Origin of the sequence: Sphingobium quisquiliarum P25 (assembly GCF_000445065.1) — a bacterium.
GTDB lineage: Bacteria > Pseudomonadota > Alphaproteobacteria > Sphingomonadales > Sphingomonadaceae > Sphingobium > Sphingobium quisquiliarum.
Genome location: NZ_ATHO01000159.1, coordinates 1 through 13,699 on the forward strand (window position 1 = coordinate 1; position 13,699 = coordinate 13,699).

The following is a 13,699-nucleotide window of genomic DNA, read 5'->3' on the forward strand; positions in this document are numbered from 1 at the left end:
CGCGCATCCTCCAGCGCGGCGCGCGCGGCGCGGCCGTCGGCATGGGGGCTGGACGGGTTGGCCCAGCGGTCCATCGCGTCGATCATCGCGGCCTTCGCCGCCGCCGCCATCGGCGTCGTTGCGGCGTGGTCCAGGTAAAGACGGTCGGCGGCCACGAGGCGGCTATACTCATTGATTGCGGAAACGGCGGCGACTTCTATATAGGCGGTCTGCCGCGCAACGCCAGCACAGGCTTGCGCCCACCGCATCCATCAGCCGCTCGCGGCCAGAACCATAATAAGGTGCCATGCCCGACGTTATCTTTCCCGGACCCGAAGGCCGCCTGGAAGGCCGCTTCAGCCCCCCGCCCCGCCCCCGCGCGCCTGTCGCCATGATCCTTCATCCCCATCCGCAAGGCGGGGGGACGATGAACGACCGGATCACCCAGGCGCTGTACAAGACCTTCGTGAGGCGGGGTTTCGCCACCTTGCGCTTCAACTTCCGGGGGGTCGGGCGCAGCCAGGGGACGTTCGACAATGGCGTGGGCGAACTCAGCGACGCGGCCGCCGCGCTCGATTGGGTGCAGAGCTTCCATCCCGAAGCGCAGACCACCTGGATCGCGGGCTTCTCCTTCGGCGCGTGGATCGGCATGCAGCTGTTGATGCGCCGTCCCGAAATCCGGGGCTTCATCTCGGTCGCGCCGCCCGCCAATATGTACGATTTCTCCTTCCTCGCGCCCTGCCCTTCTTCAGGCATCATCGTGCAGGGGACGGCGGACGAGGTCGTGACCGCCAGCGCCGTGCAGAAGCTGGTCGACAAGCTGCGCACGCAAAAGGGCATCACCATCCATCATGACGAAATCCGTGGCGCGAACCACTTTTTCGAACATGAGCTGGATCAGCTGATGAAGTCGGTCGACAATTATCTCGACATGCGGCTTGCGCCCGATTCACCCATCCGCTGATTGTCCAGGGATCGAGAAAAGGGCCGTGGACCGGCCCTTTTTTTTGTGTCCGCCGGTTGCGCATGGCCTGGCCTGATCATGGACCCAAGAAAATATGTCTTGGCCTGCCATCCGCCCGCGACTAGCGGCGGCGGGCCATGCAGAATGAGAAGAATGACGAAAGCCGCCTGATATGGAGCCGCTATTACAGCGCCTTCATCCCCGCGCCGCCGGGGCCGGGCTTCTTCGACCGGCTGAAGGCCGCGAGCGGGGCGATGGGCGGCATTGCGATCACCGGATTGCTGTGCGGCCTGATGCTGGGGAACGGCATCGCCCATCCGCTGCTGGTGGCGCCCATGGGTGCGTCCGCCGTGCTGCTGTTCGCCGTGCCCGCCAGTCCGCTGGCGCAACCCTGGTCCGTGTTCGGCGGCAATGTCGTGTCGGCCATCGTGGGCATCACGATCGCGCTGCTGGTGCCGGACCTGACGATGGCCGCGGCGCTGGCGGTGGGCTGCGCGATCGCGGCCATGTCCCTGCTGCGCTGCCTTCACCCGCCCGGCGGGGCGGTGGCGCTGTCCGCCGTGCTGGGCGCCAGCGGAGATCCGAGCTATATGTTCGTCCTGGTGCCGGTGGCATTGAACACGGCCTTGCTGGTGACGGTGGCGATCATCTTTCACCGGATCGCCGGGCACAGCTATCCCCACGTCGCGCCCAGGGCGCAAAGCGCGCATGGCACCAGCGATCCCGCGCCCCTGCTGCGCACCCCGCCGTCCGAACAGGATGTGGAGGAAGCGCTGGAAGCCTATGGCGACGTACTGGACGTGGATGCGGCCGACTTGCAGGTCGTGCTGCATGATGCGGAGGTGCGCGCGGCCGAGCGGAGCCATGCGGCGCTGACCTGCGGCGAGATCATGTCGCGCGACATCATCTCCGTCCGGGAAAGCCAGCCGGTGATGGAGGCGGCGGGACTGCTGCATGCCCGCCGCCTGCTGTCGCTGCCGGTGCTGGACGATGCAGGGCGGGTGCAGGGGCTGGTCAGCCCGCTGGACCTTGCCCGCGCGGGAGAGACTGTCCGCGACATCGCGTCGGCGCCGCTGTTCGTGTCAGACCAGACGCCGGTGTCGGAACTGCTGCGGCCGCTGACCAGCGGAGCTCGGCGGGAGGCGATCGTCGTGGATGGAGACGGCAAGCTGCGCGGGCTGGTGACGCAGACGGACCTGCTGGCGGCGATGGCCCTGCGCGCCTGATCAGTCGGCGCGGCTTTCCAGCATCGGCACGTCCGGGCCGGGAATGGCGGAGATGGCGACATTGGCGAACATCACCAGCCCCGCTATGATCATCAGCACGCCGCGCTTGCGGTCGCCCTTCTTCGCGATCGCGTAGATGCCGCCGCCCGTCAGGAACAATCCCGCGAGCATCAGAATGGATAATATCGTCCCTGCCATGGGGCAGGCCATAAGCGGCTAGCTGGACTGTGGCAATTGGCCGCCTGTGCCCCTAAGAGGCGCGGGAAACGAATCACCTTTTGCGTGACAGGATCATTACACCGTGAAAATCGCCATCGCTTCCGATCATGCCGCCGTTGATCTGAAGGCGGAACTTGCCGGTTGGCTGCGCGCCGAAGGACATGAGGTCGACGATCTTGGCCCCGCCACGGCCGATCGCGTGGACTATCCCGATTTCGGTTACAAGCTGGCGGCGGCGGTCGCGTCGGGCGCTGCGGAACGGGGCATCGCGCTGTGCGGGTCCGGCATCGGCATTTCCATCGCCGTGAACCGCAATCCGGCCTGCCGCTGCGCCCTGGTGTCCGAACCGCTGTCGGCCGCACTGGCGCGCGAACATAATGACGCCAATGTGCTTGCCCTGGGCGCGCGCCTGACCGGCGCCGACATGGCCAGGGCCTGCGTCACCGCTTTCCTTTCTACCCAATTTGGCGGAGGCCGTCACAGCGGCCGCGTCGAAAAACTCTCCCAGCCCGCGCTTTAAGGAGCACGCCCGATGAGCACCGCCACCCTCAGCCAGCCCGACCTGTCCGACATCCGCGCGGAAGGTTATTTCACGCGCAGCCTGGCCGATGCCGACCCGGCCGTCTTCGCTGGCGTCACCAAGGAATTGAAGCGCGAGCAGACGCAGATCGAACTGATCGCATCGGAAAATATCGTGTCGAAGGCTGTGCTGGAAGCGCAGGGCAGCGTGTTCACCAACAAATATGCCGAAGGCTATCCGGGCAAGCGCTATTATCAGGGCTGCGCGCCGTCGGATGAGGTCGAGCAGCTCGCCATCGACCGCGCCAAGGAAATCTTCAACTGCGGCTTCGTCAATGTGCAGCCCCATTCGGGCGCGCAGGCGAACGGCGCGGTGATGCTGGCGCTGACCAAGCCGGGCGACACGATCATGGGCCTGTCGCTCGACGCGGGCGGCCACCTGACGCACGGCGCCAAGCCCGCCTTGTCGGGCAAGTGGTACAATGCCGTGCAATATGGCGTGCGCGAAGACACGCACCTCATCGATTATGACGCGTTGGAAGCGCAGGCGATCGAGGCCAAGCCGACCCTGATCATCGCGGGCGGTTCGGCCTATCCGCGCCATCTGGACTTCGCGCGCTTCCGCGCCATCGCTGACAAGGTGGGCGCGTTGTTCATGGTGGACATGGCGCATTTCGCCGGGCTGGTCGCCGGCGGCGCGCATCCCACGCCCTTCGGTTTCGCCGATGTCGTGACCACCACCACGCACAAGACCCTGCGCGGCCCGCGCGGCGGCATGATCCTGACCGATGACGAAGCCATCGCGAAGAAGATCAATTCGGCCGTCTTCCCCGGCCTTCAGGGCGGGCCGCTGATGCACGTCATCGCCGCCAAGGCCGTGGCGTTCGGCGAAGCGCTGCGTCCTGAGTTCAAGACCTATGCGCAGGCGATCGTCACCAATGCCAAGGCGCTCGCCGCCAGGCTGGAGCAGCGCGGCCTGGCCGTGATTTCGGGCGGCACCGACACGCATCTCGCGCTGATCGACCTGCGCCCCTTCGGCATTTCGGGCAAAGATGCGGACGAGGCGCTGGAGCGCAGCTTCATTACCTGCAACAAGAATGGCGTGCCCGGCGACCCCCTGCCCCCGACGAAGACCAGCGGCATCCGTGTGGGTTCGCCCGCGGGGACCACGCGCGGCTTCGGCGTGGCCGAGTTCGAGGCGATCGGCGACATGATCGCGGACGTGCTGGAAGGGCTGCGCGACAAGGGCGAGCATGGCGACGCAGCGGTGGAGGCCAATGTGCGCGAACGCGTGTCGGCCCTCTGCACCCGCTTCCCGATCTACGAGGGTTAAAGCGAACTTCTACCGTTCGTCCTGCATGGCCGTTGAGCGGGATCGAGGACGGCCGAAAGGCAAAAGGCGTATCGAAGGGCTGGAGCTTTGCTCAATCCTTCGATACGTGCCTTGGACAAGCCCGGTTCCTGCTCAGGACGAATGGAGATATCTGCTGAATGCGCTGCCCCTTCTGCGCCCATGACGACAGCCAGGTAAAAGACAGCCGTCCCACCGAGGACGGCGCCGCCATCCGCCGCCGCCGTCAGTGCGAAGCCTGCGGGGCGCGCTTCACCACGTTCGAACGCATCCAGTTGCGCGACATCTGGGTGGTGAAAAGCGAGGGGCGCAAGGAAGCGTTCGACCGCGACAAGCTGGCCCGATCCATCGACATCGCCTGCCGCAAGCGGCAGATCGACCCCAGCCGCCTGGAAAAGCTGATCTCCGGCATCCAGCGGCAGCTGGAGACCAGCGGCGAAGGCGAAGTGCCCGCGCGGGCGATCGGCGAAATGGTGATGGAGGGGCTGAAACGGCTGGACAGCGTCGCCTATATCCGCTTCGCCAGCGTGTATAAGGACTTCACCGATGCGCGGGACTTCGAGGATTTCGCCGGTTCGGTGAAGGAGGTGGGGAGTGAGTGAGGGGGCCGGTCCCTCCCCTTCGCAACCCCGTTCGTCCTGAGTAGCCATTGAGCCTGTCGAAATGGCGTATCGAAGGACAATGCCATGACGTTCCACGCCTATATGCTGCGCTGCTCGGACGGCAGCTACTATCTTGGGCATACGGATAATCTTGAGAAGCGTATCGCCCAGCATCAGACAGGCGAGATTGCCGGTTACACGCAAAACCGCCGCCCCCTTCAACTGGTCTGGCAACAGGATTTCGGTACGCGGGAAGAAGCCCTTGCCGCCGAGCAGCAGATCAAGGGCTGGTCGCGGAAAAAGAAGGAAGCGCTGATCGCTGGCGACTGGGACATGGTCAGCCGGTTGGCGCGCAAATCCTTCGATACGGGGCTTCGACAAGCTCAGCCCCTACTTAGGACGAACGGCATCATGGAAGAAAATAGCGCTCCTCCCCCTATCATCGTCCTTGTCCGCCCGCAGCTTGGCGAGAATATCGGCAAGGCGGCGCGGGCTATGCTGAATTTCGGGCTTACCGAGATGCGGCTGGTCAGTCCCCGCGACGGCTGGCCCAATCCCGATGCGGGGCCCTCGGCGGCGGGGGCGGATGTCGTGCTGGACAAGGCGGAGCTGTTCGAGACGCTGGCCGATGCGGTCGCCGATTGCGCGCATGTCTATGCCACCACGGTGCGCAAGCGCGGCGTCACCAAGCCGGTGGTGACCCCGGAAGAAGCCGCGCGCGAGGTGCATCGGGCGAGCGGCCGCTGCGCCTATGTCTTCGGGCCTGAACGGTCGGGGCTGGAGACGGAGGATGTCGCGCTGGCCCGCAAGATATTGACGGTGCCGATCAACCCGGAATTCGGATCGCTCAACCTTGCCCAGGCGGTGATCCTGTGCGCCTATGAATGGTCGAAGCAGGCCGGGCTGGAGCAGCCGACCGTCACCGACCTGGGCGAACCCGCGCCGCAGGCCGAGCTGGAAGGCATGATCGGCCAGTTCGAAACCTTGCTGGAGGGCGCGGGCTATTTCTTCCCGCCCGACCGCGCGCCCGCGACCAAGCGGACCTTGCGCAACCTGCTCACCAAGCCGGGTTGGAATCACCTGGAGGTGCGGACGCTGCGCGGCGTGCTGTCGGCGCTCGCCAACCCGCGCGCGCGTTAGAATATCGCGGGCAGTGTTTCAGGCTTTCAGCCGGTCGAACTCGGTCATTTCATAGGCGATCGATGCTTCGACCAGTTGGTCCCACAAGGCCGCAAGAATGTCTTCCGGCGCGCCCTGCCGGGCGGCCTCTTCGCGGACATTCTGGATGACTTCGGCCTTGCGCGCCTCGTCCCGCACGGCGCTCCGCTCCTCCTTGATGCGGGCGGCGGCGCGCATATGGGCGAAGCGCTGAGCGAGCAGAGCGACGATCTGGCGGTCGAGATTGTCGACGCCCGCGCGCACCTGCTCCATGGTCGAATAGCTTTCCGGGTTCATGGGCCTACCGATTAGGCTGGCATCCACCCCCTGTCGAGGGCTTGACATGATCCCCGCCCAAGGCCATAGGCGCGCCTTCGCGATTGGCCCTGCACTCCGGTGAAGCGGCGGCCCTGCCCCTTTCAGGCAAGCAGGCGAGTACCGGAACCAACGTTGTTAGCATATCGAAGGAAATATCATGTCGAAGCGTTCCAGCGCCAAGCATAAGCTCGACCGCCGCATGGGCGAGAATATCTGGGGCCGCCCCAAGAGCCCGGTCAACAAGCGTGAATATGGCCCCGGCCAGCACGGCCAGCGCCGCAAGGGCAAGATGTCCGACTATGGCATTCAGCTTCGCGCCAAGCAGAAGCTGAAGGGCTATTATGGCGACATCACCGAAAAGCAGTTCAAGAAGAACTATATCGAAGCCGCGCGGATGAAGGGCGACACCGGCCAGAATCTGGTCGGCCTGCTGGAACGCCGCCTAGATGCGGTGGTCTATCGCGCCAAGTTCGCGCCGACCATCTTTTCGGCACGCCAGATCGTTTCGCACGGTCACATCTATGTGAACGGCGTCAAGTGCAATATCGCGTCGCGTCTGGTGAAGCCGGGCGACGAAATCACCCTGGGCAAGAAGGCGCAGGAAATGGCGCTGGTGCTTGAAGCGCAGAGCCTGCCTGAACGCGACATCCCCGACTATGTGTCGCCCGATGGCGCGGCCAAGGTGACTTATGTCCGCGTGCCCACGCTGGACGAAGTGCCCTATCCGGTGAAGATGGAGCCCAATCTGGTCGTCGAATTCTATTCGCGCTGATCGATCAGGCATTTCGGATTTTGGGAGAAGGCGGTCCTGCGCGGGCCGCCTTTTTCTTTTGCGCTCATCGGCTTGCCTGCATGCGGCCGCGCTGGCATCACCGGGACCATCGCTGGTCCAAACAAGGCTGTCGTCATGCGCATCGCCCTCCTGCCCCTCCTGTCCCTGATCGCCGCCGCGGCGGGCGGTCCGGCGCTCGCTGCGCCGCGCGACGTTGCGCCGTCGATCGACACGATGAAGGAGGTCGTGAAGGAGCTTTCCTCCGACGCCTATGAGGGACGCGCGCCCGGCACGGCGGGCGAGGAAAAGACGCTGGCCTATCTGGTGCAGCGGTTCGAGGCGCTGGGGCTGAAACCCGGCAACAAGGGCAGTTGGTTTCAGGATGTGCCGCTGGTGGAGATCACCGCCAGGGATGTGACGCCGCTGCGCTTCACGGGCGGGAAGACGGCGGTTTCGGCGGAATATGGGCCGGAGATGGTGATCGCCACCTACCGCACCGCGCAGCCGCATGTGGAGGTGAAGGACAGCCCGGTCGTCTTCGTGGGCTATGGCATCAACGCGCCGGAAAAGAAGTGGAACGACTATGCCGGCGTGGATGTGCGCGGAAAGACCGTCATCATCCTGGTGAATGACCCCGATTATCAGGCGGCGGCGCTCACCGGCCCCTTCAACGGGCGGGCGATGACCTATTATGGCCGCTGGACCTACAAGTTCGAGGAAGCCGCGCGGCAGGGCGCGGCCGCGGCGATCATCGTCCATGACACGGAGCCCGCCGCCTATGGCTGGAACGTCGTGCAGTCCAGCTGGACCGGCGCCCAGCATGTGGCCGACAGCGCCGATGGCAATGCGCGCCAGTCCGCCGCGATCGGATGGATAGGGAAGGACAAGGCGGCGGCGCTGATGGCCAGTGCCGGGCTCAACCTGGACACCCTCTCGGCCGCCGCCAAAAAGCGCGGGTTCAAGGCGGTGCCCCTCAAGGGCGTGAAGGCCAGCGTCAGTTTCGACAATGTGGTGCGCAAGCATCGGTCCAGGAATGTCGCGGCCCTGCTGCCCGGCAGCACGCGGCCGGACGAATATGTGCTCTACGCCGCCCATTGGGATCATCTGGGCCGGTGCAAGGCCGCGCCCGATGGCGACGATATCTGCAATGGCGCGATCGACAATGCCACCGGCACGGCGGCCCTGGTCGCGCTGGCGGAGGCGAATGTGAAGGCTGGTCCGGCTGACCGCAGCCAGTTGTTCCTTGCCGTCACGGCGGAGGAGTCCGGGCTGCTCGGCTCGGCCTATTACGCCGATCATCCCGCCGTGCCGCTGCGCCAGACGGTGGGCGGCGTCAATATGGACGCGCTCAGCATGGCGGGGCTCGCCCGCAACGTGGTGGTGATCGGCAAGGGCAAGTCGCAGCTCGACGCCTATCTGGATCGCGCCCTTGCCGCGCAGAAGCGGATCGCGAGCATGGAGCCCACGCCGGAAAAGGGCTTCTACTATCGCTCCGACCATTTCAGCTTCGCCAAGAAGGGCGTGCCGATGCTCTATTTCGAAGGCGGGCAGGATCTGGTGAAGGGCGGCACGGCGGCCGGAGCGGCGGCGGCCAGGGACTATGAGGAGCATCGCTACCACGGGCCCAAGGATGAATATGATCCCAACTGGGACTGGAGCGGGGTGAAGGCCGACCTTGAACTTTATTATGATGTCGGCCGCGCTCTGGCGGACAGCACGGACTGGCCCAACTGGACGCCGGGCGACGAATTCCGCGCCATTCGCGACAGAAGCCGCGCTGGCCGGTGAAGCCAACCCTATTTGCCGCTTCCATGGGACCCGCGATCCTGTAGAGGCGGACAGGACCCGCCCCCCATCAGGAGAAAGCCCATGACCTTCCGTATGCCAGCCGAATGGGCGCCGCACGAATGGACCTGGATCGGCTTTCCGGCCAACCCGGAAGAATGGCCCGGCGCTTTCGACGAGGCCCGGCGGCAGATCGCTGACTTCGCGAACGCCCTGCATGCGGATGGCAAGGGCGAGGATGTGCGGCTGGTCGTGGCCGATGAAGCGGATGCGCAGGCGGCCCGCGCGCTGACCGCGCCGGGCGTCGGCATCGTCGTTCAGAAGCTGGGCGACGTATGGCTGCGCGATACCGCCCCGATCGCGGTGATGCGCGGCCGGGAGCGGGCGCTGGTCGATTTCGGCTTCAACGGCTGGGGCGGCAAATATCAGATGGCGGGGGATGAGGATATCGGCGCGCGGCTGGCGGCGATGACCGGCCTCCCCACATCCACCCAGCAATGGGTGTTCGAAGGCGGAGCGGTGGACACGGACGGCACCGGCCTGTTCGTCACGACCGAACAATGCCTGCTGAACCCCAACCGGAACCCGGACCTGGACCGCGGCAAGATCGAAACGCTGCTGGCGGGATCGCTTGGCCTGTCGGACATGCTGTGGCTGGGCGAGGGGCTGATGAACGATCATACCGACGGCCATGTCGACAATCTGGCGCGCTTCGTGGCGCCGGGCGTGCTGGCGCTGCCCGAATCGGCGGGCGATGACGATCCCAACGCGGCCATCTATGCCGACGCGCGCGCGCGCGCGCAGGCGTTCGGCGTCGAGGTCGCGTCCATCCCCTCCCCCGGCCGCGTCGTCGTGGATGGAGAGGTCGTTCCGGCAAGCTACATGAATTTCTACATCGGCAATGCCGCCGTCATCGTGCCCCTTTATGGCTGCGCCAATGATCAGGCGGCACTGGATGCGCTACGGCCCTTCTTCCCCGGCCGCGACATTGTCGGCCTGCCCAGCAACGCCATCTTGTCGGGCGGGGGCAGCTTTCACTGCACCAGCCAGCAGATGCCCTCCGCCTGAGCGGAGTTTCGTCGCGCGCCGCGCCGGTCACCGGTTGCGCCCGCGCGATCCTGCCCTATGTCCTGACCGTCTTTCGCCGCTGTCTCCAGGGACCATTAACCAATGACCAAAGTCACCGTCGCCGCGCTCCAACTCGCCTTTTCGGACGACATGGCGGACAATATCGAAATGGTCGCGGGCCATGTCGTGAAGGCGGCGGCGCGCGGCGCGAAGATCATCCTTCCCCCCGAACTGTTCGAAGGCCCCTATTTCTGCAAGGTGGAGGATGAGGCGCTGTTCGCCAACGCCCTGCCCGTGGGCGAGCATCCCGCCGTCCAGGAAATGCGCAAGCTCGCCAAGGCGCACGGCGTCTATATCCCCGCCAGCTTCTTCGAGCGGGACGGGCAGCATCATTACAACTCCCTCGCCATGATCGATGATGAGGGGGAGATTATGGGCGTCTATCGCAAGAGCCACATCCCTGACGGTCCGGGCTATGAGGAAAAATATTATTTCCGCCCCGGCAATTCAGGCTTCAAGGTGTGGAATACCCGATATGGGACGATCGGCGTCGGCATCTGCTGGGACCAATGGTATCCCGAAACCGCGCGCGTGATGGCGCTGATGGGTGCGGAGATGCTGTTTTATCCCACGGCGATCGGTTCCGAACCCTATGATGCGGACCTCGACACCAGCCGCATGTGGCGGCGCGCGATGATCGGCCATGCGGTGAGCAATTGCATGCCGGTGATCGCCGCCAATCGCATCGGCGAGGAAGACGGGCAGAGATTCTACGGCCACAGCTTCATCACCGACGAATGGGGCGATTTCGCGGCGGAGGCGGACGGCAGGGATTCAGGCGCGCTGGTGGCGACGCTCGACCTTGCGCAGGCGCGCAAGCACCGCGCGGGCATGGGCTTTTTCCGCGACCGGCGGCCCGAACTTTACGGCCGCATCGCGCAGGACATCTGACCCCCCGCGCCACAGAGGCTTTGCAGCGCAGGGTTGAGACGCTAGGCGCGGGTCATGTCCGCCGCCCCCGCCCTCCACCTCTATGCCCTGGCGCTTGGATCCAACCGCGCCCTGTCGGCCAGGCGCACCCCCGCCCGGCTGCTGCATGAAGCGGCGGCGCGCATCGGCGAATTGGGGCAGGTCCGGGCGATGGCGCCGGTCATGCCCACCCGCCCCCTGGGCCCTTCGGCACGGCAGTTCGCCAACAGCGCCCTGATCGTCGAAAGCAGGCTGACGCCCGGCGAGATGCTGCTGGCGCTGCAACGGATCGAAACGCAGCTCGGCCGCCGCCGCCATCGCCGCTGGGGCGCGCGCAGCATGGATATCGACATCATCCTGTGGTCGGGCGGCCAGTGGAAAAGCCGGTCGCTCCTCATCCCCCATCCCGCCTTCCGCCAGCGCGCCTTCGTGCTGGGCCCCCTCAGCCAGATCGCGCCAGCATGGCGGGACCCGCTCTCCGGCCGCTCCGTCCGCCATATCGAAGCACGGCTGGGAAAAGCGTCACCGATAGAGCGTCCTAGAGGTTGACCAGCCGCATCACGGCCTTTAGGGCGTGCACACCTTCCAGCGAGAGGGCCCTTAGCTCAGTCGGTAGAGCAACTGACTTTTAATCAGTAGGTCGCTGGTTCGAATCCAGCAGGGCTCACCATTTTTCCTTGTTTTTCACGGCGTTGTTAGAAATTCTGGTGCGTCTGTCGCCATCCGGAGTTTCTGAAAACCGGATAGGCACCGAATCTTTCAATCGGACGGATCGTGCCAGGCGCCCTCCTCATGTTTCCAATGAGGTTGCACAATGTGAACCACGGCTCAGACGGCCCCGGATCAATCAGCTGAAAACCTGCGAGAGGAATAATTTCCCTCATAGTCATCACACCGCCTGGCCTGACATTTGCAACGCGCTCCAAGGTTGAGTCGCCGTTGCACCTGTCAGCTGCCGAGCAATCTCTCGATTCGTATTCGGGTATCTTGCGCAAATTTCGACACAACGATATTGTTGTGTCCATGATCCCTAGTCTCATCAGTCAACGTGGGCACTCGGCCCAAGTGCTACCAGTAGGTTTGCACTTCGTCAGCCTGCGAGAATTTCGCGATGCCTTCGCCTTTAATGCCCACCGCGCATGGTTGTTTGAAGGTCTCAAGGTAGCGTGTCACGATCTGCGGGTGGCAGGCTGTTCGCGCATCTTTGTCGGCGGCAGCTTCGTCACTTCGAAGCAAGACCCAAGCGACTATGATGCGTGTTGGGATCCCGTGGGCGTCTCAGCCGACTTAGAGCCAATCCTATATGATGAAAATTTGCTCTTAGAGCGCCGTGAAAGATACAGGGGCGACCTCCTGATAGGCGGCTGCGATTCTGGCCCATCAGGTGAGTTTTTCCGTTTCCTTTCCAAGGATAAAATGACGGGGGAAGAGCGAGGAATGATCGGAATTAAATTGAAACTGTTGGAAATCATGAATTCATGATTAGCAACGAGAAAGAATATCGTTCGACAAAGGCTGCCTTGGCGGGATTTGAAGACGCCTTAATGCAATATGACGTCCTGAAAGCGATCCAAGGTGGCATTGACCCGATGATCGCTCGTGCGCAACGTGCGTCTTATGAACGCCAAGCCGCCGAACTGCGCGAACAGTTGGTTGCCTATGAAGCGCTGCGAGACGGAAAAGTTCGTGAGCTTGAGGTTCATGGCGTTTCTGAACTCGGAAAGGGCTTGCTGGAAGCCCGGGTGGCAAAGGGACTCACGCAGAGAGAGTTGGCCAATTTGGCCGGACTTCAAGAGCAGCAAATCCAAAAATACGAGAAGGAGCAGTATGGTTCAGCAAGCCTCAATCGGATATCGCACATTGCGTCATCGATAGGCTTAGGGTTTGAAGCGAAGTTGACCCTCACCGGAGAAGACCCTTCAATCAATGACATGCCAGGTGGGCTTAGTCTAGCGGACTTCCCTTTTGCGGAAATGAACACGCGTGGTTGGTTCGGCCGTCAGATTGATCGGCGCACACCGTCCGCCGAGAGGGCTCGTGTGTTACGGGACTTTTTCGTTCAGGCGCCGCGTGAAATCGCACCTGCATTACACCGGAAGACGGCGGGCTCCCTGTCTGTTCCACGGCGAGCTGCTCTTTTGGCTTGGCAGGCGAGAATTTTGATGAAGGCTCGCCAACGGGTTGGACTGGCGCGCCGCTTCACTACGCCGTCGGCTGAGGTCGTCTCCCAAATCGCCAAGCTTAGTTCCGACCCTATCGGTATCCGAAAGGTCGTGGAGTTACTTCTGGAATACGGCGTTATTGTAGTTTTCGAGAAGCATCTCCCTAAAACGAAGCTTGATGGTGCGGCCATGTCGTTGGACGGCATCTATGCGGTTATTGGAATGACAGCCCGGCATGACAGGATAGATAACTTTTGGTTCGTTCTTCTTCATGAACTTGGTCATATAATTCGCCATTGGCCCCGCGTTGTCGGAGAAGGAATCATGGATGAGGACGCCGGCAACAGCGATGAATTGATTGAAAGGGAAGCGGACGAGTTTGCGGAAAACGCGATTCTTCCAAAAGTCACTTGGCAAGGATCAACGGTGAGATTTGCCAAGTTGCCCGAAGCTATCATCAAGTTTGCAGCTCGCCACGATTTACATCCAGCTCTGATTGCAGGCCGTATTCGCCGGGAGCGTGATTACACCGAATTTCATGATATGCTAGGTAGTGGCGAGGTCAGAGAATTTCTTCGCTCATCTGGCTATATGGAGTGACAATCAA

General features: G+C 63.4%; 15 protein-coding genes, 1 tRNA gene and 1 pseudogene. 14 read left to right on the forward strand and 3 right to left on the reverse strand.

Annotation, left to right across the window (positions count from 1 at the left end; all coding sequences use genetic code 11):
• Nucleotides 1–248: pseudogene (locus tag L288_RS44015) on the reverse strand (hypothetical protein); the annotation flags it as partial.
• A gap of 38 nt (nt 249–286) precedes the next feature.
• On the opposite strand from L288_RS44015, the gene L288_RS39495 reads away from it, so the two are divergent.
• Nucleotides 287–943 (forward strand): alpha/beta hydrolase, encoded by a 657-nt coding sequence (locus tag L288_RS39495; RefSeq protein ID WP_021239697.1) that lies wholly within the window; start codon nt 287–289, stop codon nt 941–943.
• A 137-nt stretch (nt 944–1,080) separates the two neighbouring features.
• A complete protein-coding gene (locus L288_RS39500; RefSeq protein WP_021239698.1) occupies nt 1,081–2,169 on the forward strand; it encodes an HPP family protein in 1,089 nt (362 codons plus the stop codon).
• Here the strand turns inward: L288_RS39500 and L288_RS39505 are convergent, their stop codons facing one another.
• Complete coding sequence (locus L288_RS39505; RefSeq protein ID WP_030540480.1) at nt 2,170–2,367, reverse strand: hypothetical protein; 198 nt, start codon at nt 2,365–2,367, stop codon at nt 2,170–2,172.
• 103 nt (nt 2,368–2,470) lie between these two features.
• Between L288_RS39505 and rpiB the strand changes: the two genes are divergently transcribed.
• From rpiB to L288_RS0122270, 4 genes are all read left to right on the forward strand, one after another.
• On the forward strand, nt 2,471–2,908 hold the full coding sequence (gene rpiB, locus L288_RS39510) for a ribose 5-phosphate isomerase B (RefSeq protein ID WP_021239700.1): 438 nt from the start codon (nt 2,471–2,473) through the stop codon (nt 2,906–2,908).
• Nucleotides 2,909–2,920: 12 nt separating this feature from the next.
• Complete coding sequence (gene glyA / locus L288_RS39515; RefSeq protein WP_021239701.1) at nt 2,921–4,240, forward strand: serine hydroxymethyltransferase; 1,320 nt, start codon at nt 2,921–2,923, stop codon at nt 4,238–4,240.
• 158 nt (nt 4,241–4,398) lie between these two features.
• On the forward strand, nt 4,399–4,860 hold the full coding sequence (gene nrdR, locus L288_RS39520; RefSeq protein WP_021239702.1) for a transcriptional regulator NrdR: 462 nt from the start codon (nt 4,399–4,401) through the stop codon (nt 4,858–4,860).
• A gap of 84 nt (nt 4,861–4,944) precedes the next feature.
• Nucleotides 4,945–6,000 (forward strand): TrmH family RNA methyltransferase, encoded by a 1,056-nt coding sequence (locus L288_RS0122270; RefSeq protein WP_021239703.1) that lies wholly within the window; start codon nt 4,945–4,947, stop codon nt 5,998–6,000.
• An 18-nt stretch (nt 6,001–6,018) separates the two neighbouring features.
• Here the strand turns inward: L288_RS0122270 and L288_RS39525 are convergent, their stop codons facing one another.
• The gene (locus L288_RS39525) at nt 6,019–6,315 is read right to left on the reverse strand and encodes a chorismate mutase (protein WP_021239704.1); all 297 of its coding nucleotides are present in this window, start codon (nt 6,313–6,315) and stop codon (nt 6,019–6,021) included.
• 178 nt (nt 6,316–6,493) lie between these two features.
• On the opposite strand from L288_RS39525, the gene rpsD reads away from it, so the two are divergent.
• The 8 genes from rpsD (at nt 6,494) to L288_RS39565 (ending at nt 13,692) form a co-directional block, all read left to right on the forward strand.
• A complete protein-coding gene (rpsD, locus tag L288_RS39530) occupies nt 6,494–7,108 on the forward strand; it encodes a 30S ribosomal protein S4 (RefSeq protein WP_021239705.1) in 615 nt (204 codons plus the stop codon).
• Between the two features lie 135 nt (nt 7,109–7,243).
• Nucleotides 7,244–8,896 carry a M28 family metallopeptidase gene (locus L288_RS39535; RefSeq protein ID WP_021239707.1) on the forward strand — a complete coding sequence of 551 codons (1,653 nt, stop codon included), beginning with the start codon at nt 7,244–7,246 and terminating at the stop codon, nt 8,894–8,896.
• A gap of 81 nt (nt 8,897–8,977) precedes the next feature.
• Complete coding sequence (locus L288_RS39540) at nt 8,978–9,961, forward strand: agmatine deiminase family protein (RefSeq protein ID WP_021239708.1); 984 nt, start codon at nt 8,978–8,980, stop codon at nt 9,959–9,961.
• A 102-nt stretch (nt 9,962–10,063) separates the two neighbouring features.
• Nucleotides 10,064–10,912, forward strand: coding sequence for an N-carbamoylputrescine amidase (aguB, locus tag L288_RS39545; RefSeq protein WP_021239709.1), 849 nt, complete (start codon nt 10,064–10,066; stop codon nt 10,910–10,912).
• A 54-nt stretch (nt 10,913–10,966) separates the two neighbouring features.
• Nucleotides 10,967–11,479: a 2-amino-4-hydroxy-6-hydroxymethyldihydropteridine diphosphokinase gene (gene folK / locus L288_RS39550; protein ID WP_021239710.1), complete on the forward strand. Its 513-nt coding sequence runs from the start codon at nt 10,967–10,969 to the stop codon at nt 11,477–11,479.
• Between the two features lie 45 nt (nt 11,480–11,524).
• Nucleotides 11,525–11,600 (forward strand) — tRNA-Lys (locus L288_RS39555).
• 269 nt (nt 11,601–11,869) lie between these two features.
• Nucleotides 11,870–12,412, forward strand: a complete 543-nt coding sequence (locus L288_RS39560) for a DUF6932 family protein (protein ID WP_021239711.1) — start codon at nt 11,870–11,872, stop codon at nt 12,410–12,412.
• Entirely contained in the window at nt 12,409–13,692 is a 1,284-nt protein-coding gene (locus L288_RS39565) for a helix-turn-helix domain-containing protein (RefSeq protein WP_021239712.1), read from the forward strand. The genes L288_RS39560 and L288_RS39565 overlap by 4 nt, the downstream gene beginning before the upstream one ends.
• Nucleotides 13,693–13,699 lie beyond the last annotated feature (7 nt).

Coding starts and splice junctions, on each gene's coding strand:
- L288_RS39495 (WP_021239697.1), top strand. CDS start 287: ATGCCCGACGTTATCTTTCCCGGACCCGAAGGCCGCCTGGAAGGCCGC.
- L288_RS39500 (WP_021239698.1), top strand. CDS start 1,081: ATGCAGAATGAGAAGAATGACGAAAGCCGCCTGATATGGAGCCGCTAT.
- L288_RS39505 (WP_030540480.1), bottom strand. CDS start 2,367: ATGGCAGGGACGATATTATCCATTCTGATGCTCGCGGGATTGTTCCTG.
- glyA (WP_021239701.1), top strand. CDS start 2,921: ATGAGCACCGCCACCCTCAGCCAGCCCGACCTGTCCGACATCCGCGCG.
- nrdR (WP_021239702.1), top strand. CDS start 4,399: ATGCGCTGCCCCTTCTGCGCCCATGACGACAGCCAGGTAAAAGACAGC.
- L288_RS0122270 (WP_021239703.1), top strand. CDS start 4,945: ATGACGTTCCACGCCTATATGCTGCGCTGCTCGGACGGCAGCTACTAT.
- L288_RS39525 (WP_021239704.1), bottom strand. CDS start 6,315: ATGAACCCGGAAAGCTATTCGACCATGGAGCAGGTGCGCGCGGGCGTC.
- rpsD (WP_021239705.1), top strand. CDS start 6,494: ATGTCGAAGCGTTCCAGCGCCAAGCATAAGCTCGACCGCCGCATGGGC.
- L288_RS39535 (WP_021239707.1), top strand. CDS start 7,244: ATGCGCATCGCCCTCCTGCCCCTCCTGTCCCTGATCGCCGCCGCGGCG.
- L288_RS39540 (WP_021239708.1), top strand. CDS start 8,978: ATGACCTTCCGTATGCCAGCCGAATGGGCGCCGCACGAATGGACCTGG.
- aguB (WP_021239709.1), top strand. CDS start 10,064: ATGACCAAAGTCACCGTCGCCGCGCTCCAACTCGCCTTTTCGGACGAC.
- folK (WP_021239710.1), top strand. CDS start 10,967: ATGTCCGCCGCCCCCGCCCTCCACCTCTATGCCCTGGCGCTTGGATCC.
- L288_RS39565 (WP_021239712.1), top strand. CDS start 12,409: ATGATTAGCAACGAGAAAGAATATCGTTCGACAAAGGCTGCCTTGGCG.